The 17187-nt window shown below is 68.2% G+C and carries 16 protein-coding genes and 1 pseudogene; 13 read left to right on the forward strand and 4 right to left on the reverse strand.

Annotation, left to right across the window (positions count from 1 at the left end; translation table 11 throughout):
* Positions 1 to 51 precede the first annotated feature (51 nt).
* The 5 genes from WS89_RS09970 to WS89_RS09990 all read left to right on the forward strand — a co-directional run bounded on the left by WS89_RS09970 (position 52) and on the right by WS89_RS09990 (position 5192).
* Complete coding sequence (locus WS89_RS09970; RefSeq protein WP_059504983.1) at positions 52 to 1380, forward strand: homoserine dehydrogenase; 1329 nt, start codon at positions 52 to 54, stop codon at positions 1378 to 1380.
* A 10-nt stretch (positions 1381 to 1390) separates the two neighbouring features.
* Positions 1391 to 2842 carry a threonine synthase gene (gene thrC / locus WS89_RS09975; RefSeq protein ID WP_059790721.1) on the forward strand — a complete coding sequence of 484 codons (1452 nt, stop codon included), beginning with the start codon at positions 1391 to 1393 and terminating at the stop codon, positions 2840 to 2842.
* A 233-nt stretch (positions 2843 to 3075) separates the two neighbouring features.
* A complete protein-coding gene (locus WS89_RS09980; protein WP_059790723.1) occupies positions 3076 to 4323 on the forward strand; it encodes a molybdopterin molybdotransferase MoeA in 1248 nt (415 codons plus the stop codon).
* Between the two features lie 19 nt (positions 4324 to 4342).
* Positions 4343 to 4600 (forward strand): molybdopterin converting factor subunit 1, encoded by a 258-nt coding sequence (moaD, locus tag WS89_RS09985; RefSeq protein WP_059790725.1) that lies wholly within the window; start codon positions 4343 to 4345, stop codon positions 4598 to 4600.
* 115 nt (positions 4601 to 4715) lie between these two features.
* On the forward strand, positions 4716 to 5192 hold the full coding sequence (locus tag WS89_RS09990; protein ID WP_059790727.1) for a molybdenum cofactor biosynthesis protein MoaE: 477 nt from the start codon (positions 4716 to 4718) through the stop codon (positions 5190 to 5192).
* Between the two features lie 62 nt (positions 5193 to 5254).
* On the opposite strand, the gene WS89_RS09995 is transcribed toward WS89_RS09990, so the two are convergent.
* Positions 5255 to 5815, reverse strand: a complete 561-nt coding sequence (locus WS89_RS09995) for a group III truncated hemoglobin (RefSeq protein ID WP_059790729.1) — start codon at positions 5813 to 5815, stop codon at positions 5255 to 5257.
* 242 nt (positions 5816 to 6057) lie between these two features.
* On the opposite strand from WS89_RS09995, the gene WS89_RS10000 reads away from it, so the two are divergent.
* Positions 6058 to 6576: an Rrf2 family transcriptional regulator gene (locus tag WS89_RS10000; protein ID WP_059790730.1), complete on the forward strand. Its 519-nt coding sequence runs from the start codon at positions 6058 to 6060 to the stop codon at positions 6574 to 6576.
* Between the two features lie 163 nt (positions 6577 to 6739).
* Positions 6740 to 9337 (forward strand): ATP-dependent chaperone ClpB, encoded by a 2598-nt coding sequence (clpB, locus tag WS89_RS10005; protein ID WP_059504973.1) that lies wholly within the window; start codon positions 6740 to 6742, stop codon positions 9335 to 9337.
* Positions 9338 to 9452: 115 nt separating this feature from the next.
* Here clpB and WS89_RS10010 read toward each other — a convergent pair whose 3' ends face one another.
* Positions 9453 to 9884 carry a YidB family protein gene (locus WS89_RS10010; RefSeq protein WP_059790732.1) on the reverse strand — a complete coding sequence of 144 codons (432 nt, stop codon included), beginning with the start codon at positions 9882 to 9884 and terminating at the stop codon, positions 9453 to 9455.
* 88 nt (positions 9885 to 9972) lie between these two features.
* Positions 9973 to 10584 (reverse strand): ComEA family DNA-binding protein, encoded by a 612-nt coding sequence (locus WS89_RS10015; RefSeq protein WP_006496393.1) that lies wholly within the window; start codon positions 10582 to 10584, stop codon positions 9973 to 9975.
* Positions 10585 to 10859: 275 nt separating this feature from the next.
* On the opposite strand from WS89_RS10015, the gene WS89_RS10020 reads away from it, so the two are divergent.
* Both WS89_RS10020 and WS89_RS10025 read left to right on the forward strand, forming a co-directional pair.
* A complete protein-coding gene (locus WS89_RS10020) occupies positions 10860 to 11321 on the forward strand; it encodes a MerR family transcriptional regulator (RefSeq protein ID WP_059790734.1) in 462 nt (153 codons plus the stop codon).
* Entirely contained in the window at positions 11305 to 11739 is a 435-nt protein-coding gene (locus WS89_RS10025; RefSeq protein ID WP_059790736.1) for a carboxymuconolactone decarboxylase family protein, read from the forward strand. Before WS89_RS10020 ends, WS89_RS10025 begins: the two co-directional genes overlap by 17 nt.
* A gap of 19 nt (positions 11740 to 11758) precedes the next feature.
* On the opposite strand, the gene WS89_RS10030 is transcribed toward WS89_RS10025, so the two are convergent.
* Entirely contained in the window at positions 11759 to 13678 is a 1920-nt protein-coding gene (locus WS89_RS10030) for a sigma-54-dependent Fis family transcriptional regulator (RefSeq protein WP_059790738.1), read from the reverse strand.
* A 147-nt stretch (positions 13679 to 13825) separates the two neighbouring features.
* Here WS89_RS10030 and WS89_RS34425 point away from each other — a divergent pair, with 147 nt between their 5' ends.
* The 4 genes and pseudogenes from WS89_RS34425 to WS89_RS10050 all read left to right on the forward strand — a co-directional run bounded on the left by WS89_RS34425 (position 13826) and on the right by WS89_RS10050 (position 17151).
* Complete coding sequence (locus WS89_RS34425; protein WP_059790740.1) at positions 13826 to 14077, forward strand: hypothetical protein; 252 nt, start codon at positions 13826 to 13828, stop codon at positions 14075 to 14077.
* A 122-nt stretch (positions 14078 to 14199) separates the two neighbouring features.
* A pseudogene (locus WS89_RS10040) lies at positions 14200 to 15259 on the forward strand (ATP-NAD kinase family protein).
* Positions 15260 to 15313: 54 nt separating this feature from the next.
* On the forward strand, positions 15314 to 16090 hold the full coding sequence (locus tag WS89_RS10045; protein ID WP_059790742.1) for an SDR family NAD(P)-dependent oxidoreductase: 777 nt from the start codon (positions 15314 to 15316) through the stop codon (positions 16088 to 16090).
* A gap of 77 nt (positions 16091 to 16167) precedes the next feature.
* Entirely contained in the window at positions 16168 to 17151 is a 984-nt protein-coding gene (locus WS89_RS10050; protein ID WP_059790745.1) for a thiamine pyrophosphate-dependent dehydrogenase E1 component subunit alpha, read from the forward strand.
* The last annotated feature ends 36 nt before the right edge of the window (positions 17152 to 17187 follow it).

The following is a 17187-nucleotide window of genomic DNA, read 5'->3' on the forward strand; positions in this document are numbered from 1 at the left end:
GGCAGGGGCCGCACGGAACTCACTACTTCTTACTCATCGATCACACGCAGCATGGAACCGATCAAAGTTGGCCTGTTGGGCTTCGGCACCGTCGGCAGCGGCACCTTCACGGTGTTGCACCGCAACCAGGAAGAAATCAAACGACGCGCGGGACGCGGCATCGAGGTCGCGCGCATCGCCGTGCGCAACCCGGCCAAGGCGCAGGCCGCGCTCGGCGCTCACGCCGGCACCGCGCAGATCACCGACGATTTCAACGCGGTCGTCGACGATCCGTCGATCGCGATCGTCGCCGAGATGATCGGCGGCACGGGCATCGCGCGCGAGCTCGTGCTGCGCGCGATCGCGAACGGCAAGCACGTCGTGACGGCGAACAAGGCGCTGCTCGCGGTGCACGGCACCGAGATCTTCGAAGCCGCGCGCGAGCAAGGCGTGATGGTCGCGTTCGAGGCGGCCGTCGCCGGCGGCATCCCGATCATCAAGGCGCTGCGCGAAGGCCTGACCGCGAACCGCATCCAGTACATCGCCGGCATCATCAACGGCACGACGAACTACATCCTGTCGGAAATGCGCGACCGCGGGCTCGACTTCGCGACCGCGCTGAAGGCCGCGCAGGAACTCGGTTATGCGGAAGCCGATCCGACCTTCGACATCGAGGGCGTCGACGCCGCGCACAAGGCGACGATCATGAGCGCGATCGCGTTCGGCGTGCCGGTGCAGTTCGACCGCGCGTACGTCGAAGGCATCAGCAAGCTCGACGCGACCGACATCCGCTACGCGGAGGAGCTCGGTTACCGGATCAAGCTGCTCGGCATCGCGCGCCGCGCCACGAACGGCATCGAGCTGCGCGTGCACCCGACGCTGATCCCGGAAAAGCGCCTGCTCGCGAACGTCGAGGGTGCAATGAACGCGGTCGTCGTGCACGGCGATGCGGTTGGCACGACGCTGTACTACGGCAAGGGTGCGGGCGCGGAGCCGACAGCGTCGGCCGTGGTCGCGGATCTCGTCGACGTCACGCGCCTGCATACGGCCGATCCCGAGCACCGCGTGCCGCACCTCGCGTTCCAGCCGGACAGCCTGTCGAACACGCCGATTTTGCCGATCGAGGAAGTGACGAGCGGCTACTACCTGCGCCTGCGCGTCGCCGACCAGACCGGCGTGCTCGCCGCCATCACGCGCATCCTCGCCGAATCGGGCATCTCGATCGACGCGCTGCTGCAGAAGGAATCGGAGCAGATCGACGGCGCGAACGGCGAAACCGACATCATCCTGATCACGCACGAAACGGTCGAGAAGAACGTCAATGCGGCGATCGCACAAATCGAGAGCCTCGCGACCGTCGTGTCGAAGGTGACGAAGCTGCGCATGGAAGCGCTGAACTGAGGCTGACGACATGAACTACATCTCCACGCGCGGCGCCGGCATCGGCGAGCGCCACACGTTCTCCGACATCCTGCTCGGCGGTCTCGCGAAGGACGGCGGGCTCTATCTGCCGGCCGAATACCCGAAGGTCTCCGCCGACGAGCTCGCGCGCTGGCGCACGCTGCCGTACGCGGATCTCGCATTCGAGATCCTGTCGAAGTTCTGCGACGACGTGCCGGCCGACGACCTGCGCGCGATCACCCGCCGCACGTATACGGCCGCCGTGTACAGCAACACGCGCCACGGCGAGAACGCGTCCGACATCACGCCGCTGAAGACGCTCGGCACCGAGAGCGGCGCGGCGCTGTCGCTGCTCGAACTGTCGAACGGCCCGACGCTCGCGTTCAAGGACATGGCGATGCAGTTGCTCGGCAACCTGTTCGAGTACACGCTCGCCAAGCATGGCGAAACGCTGAACATCCTCGGCGCGACGTCGGGCGATACCGGCAGCGCGGCCGAATACGCGATGCGCGGCAAGGCCGGCGTGCGCGTGTTCATGCTGTCGCCGCACAAGAAGATGAGCGCGTTCCAGACGGCGCAGATGTTCAGCCTGCAGGATCCGAACATCTTCAACCTCGCGGTCGAAGGCGTGTTCGACGATTGCCAGGACATCGTGAAGGCCGTGTCGAACGATCATGCGTTCAAGGCGCGGCAGAAGATCGGCACCGTCAACTCGATCAACTGGGCGCGTGTCGTCGCGCAGGTCGTGTACTACTTCAAGGGCTACTTCGCGGCGACGCGGTCCAACGACGAGCGCGTATCGTTCACGGTGCCGTCGGGCAATTTCGGCAACGTCTGCGCGGGCCACATCGCGCGGATGATGGGGCTGCCGATCGCGAAGCTGGTGGTCGCGACCAACGAGAACGACGTGCTCGACGAGTTCTTCCGCACCGGCGCGTATCGCGTGCGCAGCGCCGAGCACACCTATCACACGAGCAGCCCGAGCATGGACATCTCGAAGGCATCGAACTTCGAGCGCTTCGTGTTCGACCTGCTCGGCCGCGATCCGGCCCGCGTGATGCAACTGTTCCGCGACGTCGAGGAGAAGGGCGGCTTCGATCTCGCGGCGAGCGGCGATTTCGCGCGCGTCGCCGAATTCGGTTTCGTGTCCGGCCGCAGCAGCCACACCGACCGTATCGCGACGATCCGCGACGTGTTCTCGCGCTACGACACGATGATCGATACGCATACGGCCGACGGCGTGAAGGTCGCGCGCGAGCATCTGGAGGCCGGCGTGCCGATGGTCGTGCTCGAGACGGCGCAGCCGATCAAGTTCGGCGAGACGATTCGCGAAGCGCTCGATCGCGAAGCCGAGCGGCCGGCCGCATTCGACGGGCTCGAGGCGCTGCCGCAGCGCTTCGAGGTCGTGAAGGCCGACGCGCAGCAGGTGAAGGACTTCATCGCCGCCCATACGGGCGCATGACGCGCGGCCGGGCCTGCGGGCCCGGTCGTGCAGGACGGCCGGAATGCCGATTCGTCGAACGGATCGGGGTTCCGGCCGTTTCGTTTGGCCTGCGGCATCGCAGGTGGCGCGAAACACGTGCCAAATCCGCGCGTTCGCGCCGATCACAGTCTTCGCATGTCCGCCATATCGCGCGCCCGCGTGGCGGCGTCGCTACAATGACGTACTGACTCCAACGATTCCCGATTCCATCGATGTCGAACCCGAATCCCGCGGCGCCGCGCGCGCCGATGCTGTCGACCGCCGAGGCGCTTGCCGCGCTGCTCGATGCCGCGCAGCCGCTGCCCGGCGCCGAAACCGTCGCCACGCTCGACGCGCTCGGCCGCGTGCTGGCGGCCGACGTGAGCTCGCCGCTCGACGTGCCGCCGATGCATACGAGCGCGATGGACGGCTATGCGGTGCGCGTCGCCGATCTGCTGCACGGCGATCGACGCTTGCCGGTGTCGCAGCGCATTCCGGCCGGCCATCCGGCCGCGCCGCTCGCGGCCGGCACGGCCGCGCGGATCTTCACCGGCGCGACGGTGCCGCCGGGCGCCGACGCCGTCGTGATGCAGGAGCAGACGTCGGCCGACGGCGACGCGGTCGAGATCCTCCACACGCCGAAGGCCGGCGAATGGATCACCGCGCAGGGCGCGGACATCCGTCGGGGTGCGGTGATCCTGCCGGCCGGCACGCGGCTCACGCCGCAGGCGCTCGGCCTGGCCGCATCGGTCGGCTGCGCGCAACTGTCGGTCGCGCGGCGGATTCGCGTGGCGGTGTTCTTCACCGGCGACGAACTGACGATGCCCGGCGAGCCGCTGAAGCCCGGTGCGATCTACAACTCGAACCGCTTCACGCTGCGCGGGCTGCTCGAGCGGCTCGGCTGCCACGTGACCGACTACGGGATCGTGCCCGACTCGCTGGTCGCGACGCGCGACACGCTGCGCGAGGCCGCCCGCGATCACGACGTGATCCTGACGAGCGGCGGCGTGTCGGTCGGCGACGAGGATCACGTGAAGCCGGCCGTCGAGGCCGAAGGGCGGCTCGCGCTGTGGCAGATCGCGATGAAACCCGGCAAGCCGCTCGCGTACGGCGCGGTGCGCCGCGGCGACGCGCGCGCCGATGCGCATTTCATCGGGCTGCCCGGCAACCCTGTGTCGAGCTTCGTCACGTTCCTGCTGTTCGTGCGGCCGTTCCTGCTGCGCCTGTCCGGCGTGCGCGACGTCGCGCCGCGCGCGTTGTCGCTGCGCGCCGATTTTTCGCAGAGCAAGGGCGACCGGCGCAACGAATTCCTGCGGGCGCGCGTCAATGCGGCCGGCGGCCTCGACCTGTTCCCGAACCAGAGCTCGGCCGTGCTCACGTCGACGGTCTGGGGCGATGGCCTGATCGACAATCCGCCGCAGCACGCGATCAGCGCAGGCGAGACCGTGCGTTTCATTCCGTTTTCCGAATTGCTGTCGTAACGCGGCGGCTCCCCGAACCATGAAGATTCAGCTGAAATTTTTTGCAAGCGTGCGTGAAGCACTGGGCGTGGCCGACGAAGAAGCCGACGTGCCGGACAGCGTGACGACCGTCGGCGACGTGCGCGCGTGGCTGCGCGTGCGCGGCGGCGCGTGGGCCGACACGCTCGCCGAAGGGCGCGCATTGCGCATGGCATGCAACCACGAGATGACCGATCCCGGCACGCGGCTCACCGAAGGTTGCGAGGTCGCGTTCTTCCCGCCGGTGACGGGCGGTTGAGTCTTGCATGGGGCCCGGGGTAGGCACTGAAGCGCTCACGCGGGTCGACAGCGTTGCATGGGACCCGAGTAAGCGCCAAAGCGCCAACTCGGGTCGACAGGAGCAGGAGCAAACGATGGTTATGGTACGAGTCCAGACCGACGATTTCGATCTGAATGCCGAAGTGACGGCATTGCGTGCGCGCAACCCGAAGATCGGCGCGGTCGCGTGCTTCGTCGGCACGGTGCGCGATCTGAACGAAGGCGATGCGGTCGCCGTCATGGAACTCGAGCACTATCCTGGAATGACCGAGAAGGCGCTCGAGAAGATCGCGGCCGAGGCCGGCCGGCGCTGGCCGGGCATCGACGTCGCGATCGTGCATCGCGTCGGCAGGCTGCTGCCCCTCGACCAGATCGTGATGGTCGCGACGGTCGCGGCGCACCGCGGCGATGCGTTCGCGTCGTGCGAGTTCGTGATGGACTATCTGAAGACCGAAGCGCCGTTCTGGAAGAAGGAAACGACGCCGGACGGCGAGCGCTGGGTCGATGCGCGCAGTACCGACGACGCCGCGCTCGCGCGCTGGGGCGTCGAGTCGGGCAACACGCCGCGCTGAGCGCGGCACCCGGGCGATGCGGCGATGTGCCGCAGGCGCGCCATCGTCGTGCGCGAGGGGCGTTACGCGTCCGGGTCGACGCCGCGCCCGATGATCTTGGCCGGAAACGGCTCGCCGCGGGCGCGCGACGGCAACCCATGCGGATCGTCGCCCGTGTCGCGGCGGCGCGGCGCGATCGCGTCGAGGAGCGCCTGCTGCTCGGGCGGAATCCGGTAGTCCCAGCCGAACCGGCTCAACTGCAGGCTCTGCGCGATCCGCAATGCGGGCTCCATGAAACGGATCGCCGCGGGCGGCGCGTAGCGCGCCTCGACGGTCTTCAGGAACAGCGCCAGCCAGCGGCTGAAATGGGCCGGCTCGATCCCGTCGAGCGGCTGGTGCGCTTGCTGCACGTTGCCGCGATAGCCCTTGGTGCCGAGCACGAGGCTCGACCAGAACGTCACCATCTTCGGCAGATGATCGTCCCAGCGCCCGGCCAGCTTCGCGTCGAACACGGGCCCGAGCAGCGGATCGGCGCGCACGCGGTCGTAGAACGCGTAGACGAGATCGCGGATGTTGTCTTCGGTCGGCTCGGCGTCGCGAGGGCGGGCCGGTGCGGGTTCGGGCGAGGCGGGCAGGGCAGTCATGACAAAAAAGGGGCCGGTGGATCGGGGCGGCGGCGCGGGCGACGAGCAGGACGCCGGCCGGATTTTGACGCAAAATAGCGTCCTATAACCCCTGAAAAACGTGTAGATACTGCGCATCTTATTGCGCGCACGCGCTCCCGGCAACCCGCGGCCGTGCCACGGCACCATCATCGGCCCTGCACGCATCGAGCGCCGCCCGGCTCAGGTAATCGGGGCACGATCGATCTTTTCCGTATTCGCTCATGAGACTCACCGACTACACCGACTATTCGCTACGCGTGATGCTGTACCTGGCCGTGCGCGGTGAGGGGCTCGCGACCATCCAGGAGATCTCGGACGCCTACGGCATCTCGAAGAACCATCTGATGAAAGTCGTCCAGCGACTCGGCGAACTGGGCTGGGTCGACACCGTTCGCGGCCGCAACGGCGGGTTGCGGCTGTTTGCCGATTCGCTGGAACTGACGGTCGGCCAGGTCGTGCGGGCGACCGAGAACGACTTCGCGCTGGTCGGCTGCTTTTCGCCCGACGGCAGCGAGTCGCGCGGCTGCGTGATCGAGCCGCAGTGCCGGCTGAAGGGCGTGCTGGCGGCCGCGCGCGACGCGTTCTTCGCGGAACTCGATCGCCACACGCTCGGCGAACTGGCCGAGCCCGCATCGCCGCTCGTGGCGCTGCTCGGCATCCGTCCGGTCGCGCTCGTGCGTGCCGCGCCGGTGCCGGACGACGCACCGGCTGCCGCCGAGCCGTCGTCCAACACCCACTGACACGCGGACGCCGCGCGCCGCACGGCGATTCCGTCCCCATCGCGCCGCTGGACCGTTTTCAGGCTATCCGGCAATTTTTGCGCTGAATCAACCCGAATTTCGCTTGAAAGCCGCATAGCCATCCTCATCTTGGTGTTAATCGAAAATTGGAGGTCTCGACTAAATGAGAATCGACAAGCTCACCACCAAGTTCCAGGAAGCACTCGCGGACGCGCAAAGCCTTGCCGCCGGCCGCGACAATCAATACATCGAACCCGTTCACGTGCTGGCGGCGCTCATCGCGCAGCAGGACGGCTCGGCCCGCTCGCTGATGTCGCGCGCGGGCGTGCACGTGCAGGCGCTGCAAGGCGCGCTGAACGAAGCGATCTCGCGCCTGCCGCAAGTGACGGGCACGGGTGGCGACATCCAGGTCGGCCGTGAGTTGGCCGGACTGCTGAACCAGGCCGACAAGGAAGCACAGAAGCTCAACGACACGTTCATCGCGAGCGAGATGTTCCTGCTCGCCGTGTCCGACGACAAGGGCGAGGCCGGCAAGCTCGCACGCCAGCACGGCCTCACGCGCAAGTCGCTCGAAGCCGCGATCGCCGCGGTGCGCGGCGGCTCGCAGGTGCACAGCCAGGACGCGGAAAGCCAGCGCGAGGCGCTGAAGAAATACACGGTCGACCTGACCGAGCGCGCCCGCGCGGGCAAGCTCGACCCGGTGATCGGCCGCGACGACGAAATCCGCCGCTCGATCCAGATCCTGCAGCGCCGCACCAAGAACAACCCGGTGCTGATCGGCGAGCCGGGTGTCGGCAAGACCGCGATCGTCGAAGGGCTCGCGCAGCGGATCGTCAACGGCGAAGTGCCCGAGACGCTCAAGGGCAAGCGCGTGCTGTCGCTCGACATGGCCGCGCTGCTCGCCGGCGCGAAGTATCGCGGCGAGTTCGAGGAGCGCCTGAAGGCGGTGCTCAACGATATCGCGAAGGACGAAGGGCAGACGATCGTCTTCATCGACGAGATCCACACGATGGTCGGGGCGGGCAAGGCCGAAGGCGCGATGGACGCGGGCAACATGCTGAAGCCGGCGCTGTCGCGCGGCGAACTGCACTGCATCGGCGCGACCACGCTCGACGAATACCGCAAGTACATCGAGAAGGACGCCGCGCTCGAACGCCGCTTCCAGAAGGTGCTCGTCGACGAGCCGAGCGTCGAGGCGACGATCGCGATCCTGCGCGGGCTGCAGGAGAAGTACGAACTGCACCACGGCGTGGACATCACCGACCCGGCGATCGTCGCCGCGGCCGAGCTGTCGCATCGCTACATCACCGACCGCTTCCTGCCCGACAAGGCCATCGACCTGATCGACGAGGCCGCTTCGAAGATCAAGATGGAAATCGATTCGAAGCCCGAAGAGATGGACAAGCTCGACCGTCGTCTGATCCAGCTGAAGATCGAGCGCGAAGCCGTGAAGAAGGAGCAGGACGAAGCGTCGCAGAAGCGCCTGCAACTGATCGAGGAAGAGATCGATCGCCTCGGCCGCGAATATGCGGACCTGGAGGAGATCTGGACCGCCGAGAAAGCCGCGGTGCAGGGCAGCGCGCAGCTCAAGGAAGAGATCGAGAAGGTGCGGGCGGACATCGCGCGCCTGCAGCGTGAAGGCAAGCTGGAGAAGGTTGCCGAGCTGCAGTACGGCAAGCTGCCGCAGCTCGAGTCGCAACTGAAGCAGGTCACACAGGCCGAAGAGCAGGAGCAGCACAACCCGACCCGCCCGCGCCTGCTGCGCACGCAGGTCGGCGCCGAGGAAATCGCGGAAGTGGTGTCGCGTTCGACGGGCATTCCCGTGTCGCGGATGATGCAGGGCGAGCGCGAGAAGCTGCTGCACATCGAGGAAAAGCTGCACGAGCGCGTGGTCGGCCAGGACGAGGCGATCAGCGCGGTGGCCGATGCGATCCGTCGTTCGCGCGCGGGTCTCGCCGATCCGAACCGTCCGTACGGCTCGTTCCTGTTCCTCGGCCCGACGGGGGTCGGCAAGACCGAGCTGTGCAAGGCGCTGGCGTCGTTCCTGTTCGATTCGGAAGAGCACCTGATTCGCATCGACATGAGCGAATTCATGGAGAAGCACAGTGTCGCGCGGCTGATCGGCGCGCCGCCGGGCTATGTCGGCTACGAGGAAGGCGGCTACCTGACCGAAGCCGTGCGTCGCAAGCCGTACAGCGTGATCCTGCTCGACGAGATCGAGAAGGCGCATCCGGACGTGTTCAACGTGCTGCTGCAGGTGCTCGACGACGGCCGCATGACCGACGGGCAGGGGCGTACGGTCGACTTCAAGAACACGGTGATCGTGATGACGTCGAACCTCGGCTCGCAGGTGATTCAGGCCATGACGGGGGCGCCGCAGGAAGAGATCAAGGACGCCGTGTGGCTCGAGGTGAAGCAGCACTTCCGTCCCGAGTTCCTGAACCGGATCGACGACGTCGTCGTGTTCCATGCGCTCGACCGCAGCAACATCGAATCGATCGCGAAGATCCAGCTCGCGCGCCTGCACGACCGGCTCGCAAAGCTCGACATGGCGCTCGACGTGTCGCCCGCAGCGCTCGAACAGATCGGGAAGGTCGGCTACGATCCGCTGTTCGGCGCCCGGCCGCTGAAGCGCGCGATCCAGCAGGAGATCGAGAACCCGGTCGCGAAGCTGATCCTCGCCGGCCGCTTCGGCCCGAAGGACGTGATCCCGGTCGACGTCAACGACGGCCAGTTCGTGTTCGACCGCGTCGTTCACTGATCGCCTGCCGTCGGCAGCGCGCCCGGTTCGCACCGGGCGCAAAAACGAACACCCCGCCTCGGCGGGGTGTTTGCTTATGGAGCGGCCGAACGGGCCGCCCGGTCGCGGCGGGCGCTCAGGCCTGCTTGTTGCCGCCGAACATGCCGGCGAGCTGCGTGAGCGTGCCGAGCACGTTCGACGTGTCGACCTGGCCGCCGGCCGGCACTTCGCCGTTCGGCGTCGCGCCGTTGACGACGTGCGGCAGCACCTGCGCGAGGATCGACGAGGCCTGCGCCGGATCGATGCCGACCTTGCTCGCGAGCGAGCCGACGACGTCCGAGCCCAGTACGTTCTGCAGCGTGTCCGGCGAGATCGGCTGGTTTTCGCCGTTGCCGACCCACGAACCGATCACGTCGCCGGCGCCGCCGGCCTTGAACTTCTCGATCAGCCCGTTCAGGCCGCCCGGCTGGTTGTTGATGAATTCGAGCGCGGTCGCGATCAGCGCGCTTTGCGAGTTGCCGCCGGCCTGGCCGCCGATCAGACCGCCAACGATGTCGAGGAGACCCATGGTTCTTCACCTTTACTGAAAAGGGCGCCGTGACGACGGCGCCCGTTGAACGAATGCCGCGCGCACGCCGTCGTGCGCGCGGCGCACATCAGGCGCCCGACGCCGCGGCGGCGGAGGCTGCCTTGTCCTTCTTGCTCTTCTTCTTCGAACCCTTCGTCGCCTTCGTGGACGACGCGGCCGCCGGTGCGCTCGCACCCGCGTCGGCGGATGCCGCGGCAGCCGCTGCCGCCTTTTCCTTCTTCGATGCGCGCTTGGTCTTGGCCGGCTTGGCGGCCGCCTCCGGTGCGCTCGCCGTCGGCGCGGGCGCCGCGGTCGTCGTGCCGGCCGTCGCGGTCGTGGACGTCGATGCGGTGCCCGCCGACGTCGTGGTCGACGTGGTCGCGGACGTCGTCGCGGCCGGCTTCGACAGCTTCACGCCCTTCGGCGGCGTCGACGCGCCGCCGATCGTCAGGCCGTTTTCCTCGAGATGCCCGACCGACTTCGTGCCGAGGCCCTTCACGCGGTTTGCGAGATCGTCGGCGTCCTTGAACGGGCCGTTCTTGGTGCGTTCGTCGATGATCGCCTTCGACTTCACGGGCCCGAGACCCTTCACGGATTCGAGCGCGGCCTGGTCGGCCGTGTTGACTTCGACGGCTGCGGCAAGGCCGGCGGCGAGCGACAGCGATAGCGCGACGAACAGCATCAGCAGCTTTTTCAGCATGGCAAAGGCTCCCTGGTTCTGACGGATGAATGGCTGTTGCAACGGACGACGGGGCGCGAGGTGGCCGGGCGTCGCCGTTAAGCATAGGACAAATGCGTGCCCTTTTTAAGACAAGCTGACCGAATCTTGCTGAAGGCTTGCGGTGCTGTAAAGGCCGAAACCGATGCCATGCGCCGATTTTGACCATTCTTTACGGTGTCGCCGGTTGTCGCGACGCTGGCCGTTCGACGACGCTTGACTTAGAGTGAACTCTAACTCCTAACCTTGTTCCTGCCATGTCGAAAACCGTATCCCAACCCTCCGCCGCCGGTCCGCTGACGATCGGGCAAGTCGCCGAACTGACGGGCGTGTCGACGCATACGTTGCGGTATTACGAGCAGGCCGGCCTGCTGCGTGCGATTTCGCGCACGGCGGCCGGGCACCGGCTCTATGCACCGGCCGACCTTGCCGGGCTGGCCTTCGTGATGCGCCTGAAGGCGACCGGCATGCCGATCGCGCAGATCCAGGCGTTCGCGGTGCTGCGCGAGCAGGGCGAGTCGACGTTCGGCGCGCGGCGCGACTTGCTGGTCGCGCATCGCGACGCGGTGCGCGCGCATATCGCGGAGCTGCAGGCGAACCTCGATGCGATCGGCGACAAGATCGCGTACTACGAGGCGCAGGCACGGGAAACGGAACGACGGGCGAATCCTTCTCACTCTTTATCGGAACAGGACGGACACGATGGAACGACTCGCTGAGGATCGCTACACGCGCGGCTGGAACAAACTCAAGGAAATCGACGGCGAAGTGGGCGAACGCGTGATCGCGGCGCTTGCGCCGATCGCGCCGGACTTCGGGCGGCTGCTGGTCGAATTCAGCTTCGGCGACATTTACAGCCGGCCGCAGCTCGACCTGAAGGCGCGCGAAATCGCGACGATCGCGGCGCTGGCCGCGCTCGGCAACGCGCAGCCGCAATTGAAGGTGCATATCGAGGCCGCGCTGAACGTCGGCTGCACGCGCGACGAGATCGTCGAGGTGTTCATGCAGATGGCCGTGTATGCGGGGATGCCGGCCGCGCTCAACGCGCTGTTCGCCGCGCACGAGGTGTTCACGCGGCGCGACGAAGCGGCCGGCGTGGCGGACGACGCGAACGAAGCGGCCGGGCAGCCCGCCTGACGGAGCGTGCGCCGGTGCGTCACGCGCGGTGCGGCGCGACGATCCGGTACTTCGCGATGCGCCGATACAGCGTCGCGCGCGACATGCCGAGCGCGCGGGCGGTCGCGTCGGGCCGCCAGCGATGCGCTGTGAGCGCGGCGACGATGCGGCCGCGTTCGCCATCGGGCAGCGCGCCCGTCTGGGCGCCGTCGAGTTGCGCGGCGAGATCGGCCGGCAGGTCGCGCCGCGTCACGCGTGCGGCGTCGCACACCGCGCATGCATAGCGCAGCACGTTACGCAGTTGCCGCACGTTGCCCGGCCATGGATACGCGGCGAGCTGTTCGGCGAGCGTCGCGTCGAGCGTGAGCACGTGGCCGGTCGCCTGCGCTTCCTCGGCGAATACGGCGGCGATCACGTCGCGCACGTCCGCGCGTTCGCGCAACGGCGGCAGGTCGAACGTCGCACCGCTCAACCGGTAGTACAGGTCTTCGCGGAACGTGCCGTCGGCCACCATCCGCGCGAGATCGCGGTGGGTCGCGCAGATCACGTCGAGGTCGACACGCACGGGCGTATCGCTGCCCAGCGGCACGACCTCGCCGTCGGCCAGTACGCGCAACAGACGCGTCTGCAGCGCGAGCGGCATGTCGCCGATTTCATCGAGAAACAGCGTCCCGCCGTCGGCGAGCGCGATCTTGCCGCGCGCACCGTGCTTGCGTGCGCCGGTGAACGCGCCGGCCGCATAACCGAACAGTTCGCTCTCGATCAGCGCTTCCGGCAGCGCGCCGCAGTTGACGGCGACGAACGGCCGCGCGCGCCGTGGGCCGGCGTCGTGGATCGCGCGGGCGAACACTTCCTTGCCCGCGCCGGTTTCGCCGAGCACGAGGATCGGCAGCCGCTTGCTCGCGACCCGCAGCGCGAGTTCCGCCTGTTGCGCGATGCGCGGGGCGCTGCTGTTCAGGAACGGCGTCAGCGCGCCGACGTGACGCGGCGCGGTGGTGCCCGGGCGGCGCGATGCCGCGCCGGGTTCGCGGCCGGCGCGCCGTAGCGGCGCACGCAGCCGCGCGTAGAGCGGGGCGCCGGTCGCGCGCAGCCGCAGCGCGACGATCGCATCGAGCCGCGCGGCGTCGCGCAGCGGCATTTCGGTCGCATCGAAGATCTCGTCGATATGGCGCGGCTCGCGTAGCGCCGGCAGCGCGTCGCGCGCCTGCCGGTTCGCGGCGACGATGTTGCCGCATTCGTCGAACGCGATCAGCCACTCGGGCTGCGCCTCGACGTAGTGACGGTTCGGATGCCCGAACAATATCCAGTGCTGCGCGGTGCTGTGCACGAAGTAGCCGTCCTCGATCAGCGCCGCGCTCTGTCGCACGAGCTGGTAGACGAGGCGCTGGCTGTCGCGGCCGTCCGGCGAGTGCACGGCCGACGCGTCGAGCACGCCGATCAGTTCGCCGCCCGGCGAGAAGATCGGCGCCGCGCTGCACGTGAGCGTCGTGAACGCCGCACGAAAGTGATCGGTCTTGTGCACGGTGATCGGCGCGAGATCGGTCAGCACGCTCGCGACACCGCAGGTGCCTTCCTCGCTTTCCGACCAGCACGAGCCGATGTGCAGCCCCGCGTGACGGAAGTCGTTGCGGCGTTCGCGGTCGATCCGATAGTCGATCGTCACGCCGTGCGCGTCGGTCAGCATCACGCAGTAGTCGGCGACGCGGATCATGTCGTGCAGCCGCGTCAGGCACTGGCCCGACGCGCGCAGGAAGGCTTCTTCCTTGTCGCGTACTTCGCGCAGCTCCGCCGCGGTCAGCACGCGCGGGCCGATCGACGAAGCGGGGTCGAGGCGGTAGCGCTCCAGCGACCGCTGCCACGACGACACGAGACGCGCGGAATCCGCCGGCGCGGGCAGGCGTCCGGCGAGCGCGCCAAGTACACGGTCGGCGTGCTGGGCCTGGGGGACGGCGTAGGGCATGGTCGGCTCCGGTTCCGTACGGCGGGGATGTCGCTGTTCTTGTAGCACATCCGGTCCGGCGGATCACATTGCATCGCAGCACGCGATGTGCGTGAGACGGTCGTCTCACCGGTATCGCAACGTGTCTCGCGCCGTTGAGACGGCCGGATGCGCGGCGTGCGGCGGGACGTCGCCTGCGCGACGCCGCGCGAACGCTGGGTTTGCGGCGGAACGACGCGCATGCGCGGGCGCCGCGACGATCGCGTTCGCCGTATCGACGAGGTGAGACGTCCCGGCGAATTCGATGCGCGCCGCGTCGTCACGGTCGCGCATTCCGAACCCGTGCAGGCCCGCTGCGCCAGTGCGGACGCGGGTTTCGCGGCCATCGCACGCACGATGGCACGCCGCTTGCAGAGATAAGGGCAAGCCGGCGCGATCGCATCGGCGACGACGATCCGCCGCCCGTCGATGGCGGCGGACGAAACAGGCGGAGCCGGCGCGCGCCAACGCGCGGGCCCTGCAGACTGGATGGAGACAAACCCGTGACGACGCCCGTTACCGTCGGCGTGATCGCGAACCCCGCGTCGGGGCGCGACATCCGCCGCCTCACGACGCATGCATCCGTGTTTCCGACCGCGGAGAAGGCGAACATGATCGTGCGCCTGCTGGCCGGCCATCGGTGCGATGGGTGTCGAGCGCGTGCTGACGCTGCGCGACCGCACGGGCATCGCGACGCTGCTGCTGCGCGCGATCGACACGCATCGTGCGGTCGCGCCGCACGAGCGCTGGCCCGAGGTCGACTTCGTCGACCTGCCGATCACCGATACCGTCGCCGACACGCAGGCCGGCGCTGCCTATCTGCACCGGATGGAGGTGTCGCTGATCGTCGTGCTCGGCGGCGACGGCACCCATCGCGCGGTGGCCGCGCATTGCGGCGCGACGCCGCTCGTCGCGCTGTCCACCGGCACCAACAACGCGTTTCCCGAACATCGCGAGGCGACCGTCGCCGGCGTCGCGGCAGGGCTCGCCGCGAGCGGCGCGGTCCCGGCCGAGGTCGCGTTCGTGCGCAACAAGCGGCTCGTCGTGCGCTGCGTCGCGGGCGAGCAGCCGGGGCGCGAGGAGATCGCGCTCGTCGACGTGTGCGCCGCGCGGCAGCGCTTCATCGGCGCACGCGCGATCTCCGGCCCCGACGACATCGACTCGCTCTACCTGACGTTCGCGGAACCGGACGGCATCGGCCTGTCCGCGCTCGGCGGCGCATGGGCGCCGCTCGAACGCAGCGCGCCGCACGGGCTCGCGATGCGCTTCGCGCAAGCCGGCAACGCGGCCGGCACACCGCTCGTCGCGCCGATCGCGCCGGGGCGCGTCGACCGTGTCGTGATGCGCAGTTGCGAGCGGCTCGAACCGGGCGCGTGGCACGCGATTCCGTTCGAGCGCGGCACGCTCGCGTTCGACGGCGAGCGCGAGATCGAGGTCGCACGCGGCGATCGCTACGAGATTTCGCTCGATTGGCGCGGGCCGTTGACGGTCGACGTCGGCCGCACGCTGCGCTACGCATCGTCGCGGCAACTGCTGCGTGACGCCGGTGTGCGGCACGACTGACGACCGGCGCAACGATATTTCGGCATCCGTCACGATCATCAAGGAGACATCGCCATGACAGCCCCTCTCGAAGGACAGGTTGCCATCGTCACGGGCGGCGCGCGCGGCATCGGCCGCGGCATCGCGCTGACGCTCGCCGGTGCCGGCGCCGACATCCTGCTGGCCGATCTGCTCGACGACGCGCTCGATTCCACCGCGCGCGAGGTGCGCGCGCTCGGTCGCCGGGTGGCGGTCGCGAAAGTCGACGTCACGCAGGTCGAGCAGGTCGACGCGATGGTCGCACAGGCGCTCGCCGAGCTCGGCGGGCTCGACATTCTCGTGAACTGCGCAGGCGTGGTCAGCATTCGTCCGGTCGCCGAACTGACCGAGCGCGACTGGGATTTCGTGATGGACGTGAACGCGAAGGGCACGTTCCTCGGCTGCCGCGCGGCGCTCGCGCATCTGAAGGCGCAGGGCCGCGGCCGGATCATCAACGTCGCGTCGATTGCGGGCAAGGAAGGCTTTCCGAATCTCGCGCATTACAGCGCATCGAAATTCGCGGTCGTCGGCTTCACCAACGCGCTGGCGAAGGAGCTCGCGCGCGACGGCGTGACCGTCAACGCAATCTGCCCCGGCATCGTCCGTACCTACATGTGGGACCGGCTGTCCGACGCATGGAAGACCGACGGCGAATCGGTCGAGGAATCGTGGCAGCGGCACCAGTTGACGCTGATTCCGCAGGGCCGCGCGCAGACGCCGGAAGACATGGGCCGGCTCGCGCTGTTCTTCGCGACGATGGACAACGTGACGGGTCAGGCCGTGAACGTCGACGGCGGCTTCACGTTCCACTGACGGCCGCAAACCGTGCAATCCGCCGCCGCGGCATGGCCGGGGCGGCATTCGCAGTCAGACCTACCCAGGAGACACACATGACCGCTTCGACACAGCTCAGCAGGGACAAGCTGCTGGATGCCTACCGGCTGATGCGCACGATCCGCGAATTCGAGGAACGCCTGCACGTCGAATTCGCGACCGGCGAGATCCCCGGCTTCGTTCACCTGTACGCAGGCGAGGAGGCGTCCGCCGTCGGCACGATGCTGCACCTCGGCCTCGACGACTACGTGGCCACCACGCACCGCGGCCACGGCCATTGCATCGCGAAGGGCGTCGACGTGCACGGGATGATGGCCGAAATCTACGGCAAGAAGACGGGCGTCTGCCATGGCAAGGGCGGCTCGATGCACATCGCCGATCTGTCGATGGGGATGCTCGGCGCGAACGGGATCGTCGGCGCGGGCGGCCCGCTCGTGTGCGGCGCGGCGCTCGCGGCCAAACACAAGAAGACGGGCGGCGTCGGCGTGTGCTTCTTCGGCGACGGCGCGTCGAACCAGGGCGTGATCTTCGAATCGATGAACCTCGCGTCGGTGTGGCGGCTGCCCGCGATCTTCGTCGCCGAAAACAATGGCTATGCGGAAGCGACGTCGTCGAGCTGGTCGGTTGCGACCGACAACATCGCCGATCGGGCGAACGGGTTCGGGATGCCGGGCGTGATCGTCGACGGCTTCGACTTCTTCGCGGTGCACGAGGCGCTGGGCGAAGCCGTCGAGCGTGCGCGCAACGGCGGCGGCCCGACGCTCATCGAGGTGAAGTTCACACGCTATTTCGGTCACTTCGAGGGCGATGCGCAAACCTACCGCGCGCCGGGCGAAGTGCAGAAGCTGCGCGACGAGAAGGACTGCCTGAAGCATTTCGAAACGCGTGTCGTGCGCGCCGAAGCGCTGACCGCCGCCGACCTGCGCGCGATCGACGCCCAGGTCAAGGCGCTGATCGACGACGCGGTCGCGCAGGCGAAGGCGGCACCGCTGCCGGATGTCGCCGACCTGCTCGCCGACGTCTACGTGTCGTATCCGTGAGCGCGGGTTGACCCGGCGGCCGGCACGGCGAAACGA

Origin of the sequence: Burkholderia sp. MSMB1072 (assembly GCF_001524725.1) — a bacterium.
In the GTDB taxonomy this organism is placed as follows: Bacteria; Pseudomonadota; Gammaproteobacteria; order Burkholderiales; family Burkholderiaceae; genus Burkholderia.

Excerpts from the sequence above, each read along its gene's own strand:
- WS89_RS09970 (WP_059504983.1), top strand. The coding sequence starts at position 52 with ATGGAACCGATCAAAGTTGGCCTGTTGGGCTTCGGCACCGTCGGCAGC.
- thrC (WP_059790721.1), top strand. The coding sequence starts at position 1,391 with ATGAACTACATCTCCACGCGCGGCGCCGGCATCGGCGAGCGCCACACG.
- WS89_RS09980 (WP_059790723.1), top strand. The coding sequence starts at position 3,076 with ATGTCGAACCCGAATCCCGCGGCGCCGCGCGCGCCGATGCTGTCGACC.
- moaD (WP_059790725.1), top strand. The coding sequence starts at position 4,343 with ATGAAGATTCAGCTGAAATTTTTTGCAAGCGTGCGTGAAGCACTGGGC.
- WS89_RS09990 (WP_059790727.1), top strand. The coding sequence starts at position 4,716 with ATGGTTATGGTACGAGTCCAGACCGACGATTTCGATCTGAATGCCGAA.
- WS89_RS09995 (WP_059790729.1), bottom strand. The coding sequence starts at position 5,815 with ATGACTGCCCTGCCCGCCTCGCCCGAACCCGCACCGGCCCGCCCTCGC.
- WS89_RS10000 (WP_059790730.1), top strand. The coding sequence starts at position 6,058 with ATGAGACTCACCGACTACACCGACTATTCGCTACGCGTGATGCTGTAC.
- clpB (WP_059504973.1), top strand. The coding sequence starts at position 6,740 with ATGAGAATCGACAAGCTCACCACCAAGTTCCAGGAAGCACTCGCGGAC.
- WS89_RS10010 (WP_059790732.1), bottom strand. The coding sequence starts at position 9,884 with ATGGGTCTCCTCGACATCGTTGGCGGTCTGATCGGCGGCCAGGCCGGC.
- WS89_RS10015 (WP_006496393.1), bottom strand. The coding sequence starts at position 10,584 with ATGCTGAAAAAGCTGCTGATGCTGTTCGTCGCGCTATCGCTGTCGCTC.
- WS89_RS10020 (WP_059790734.1), top strand. The coding sequence starts at position 10,860 with ATGTCGAAAACCGTATCCCAACCCTCCGCCGCCGGTCCGCTGACGATC.
- WS89_RS10025 (WP_059790736.1), top strand. The coding sequence starts at position 11,305 with ATGGAACGACTCGCTGAGGATCGCTACACGCGCGGCTGGAACAAACTC.
- WS89_RS10030 (WP_059790738.1), bottom strand. The coding sequence starts at position 13,678 with ATGCCCTACGCCGTCCCCCAGGCCCAGCACGCCGACCGTGTACTTGGC.
- WS89_RS34425 (WP_059790740.1), top strand. The coding sequence starts at position 13,826 with ATGCGCGGCGTGCGGCGGGACGTCGCCTGCGCGACGCCGCGCGAACGC.
- WS89_RS10045 (WP_059790742.1), top strand. The coding sequence starts at position 15,314 with ATGACAGCCCCTCTCGAAGGACAGGTTGCCATCGTCACGGGCGGCGCG.
- WS89_RS10050 (WP_059790745.1), top strand. The coding sequence starts at position 16,168 with ATGACCGCTTCGACACAGCTCAGCAGGGACAAGCTGCTGGATGCCTAC.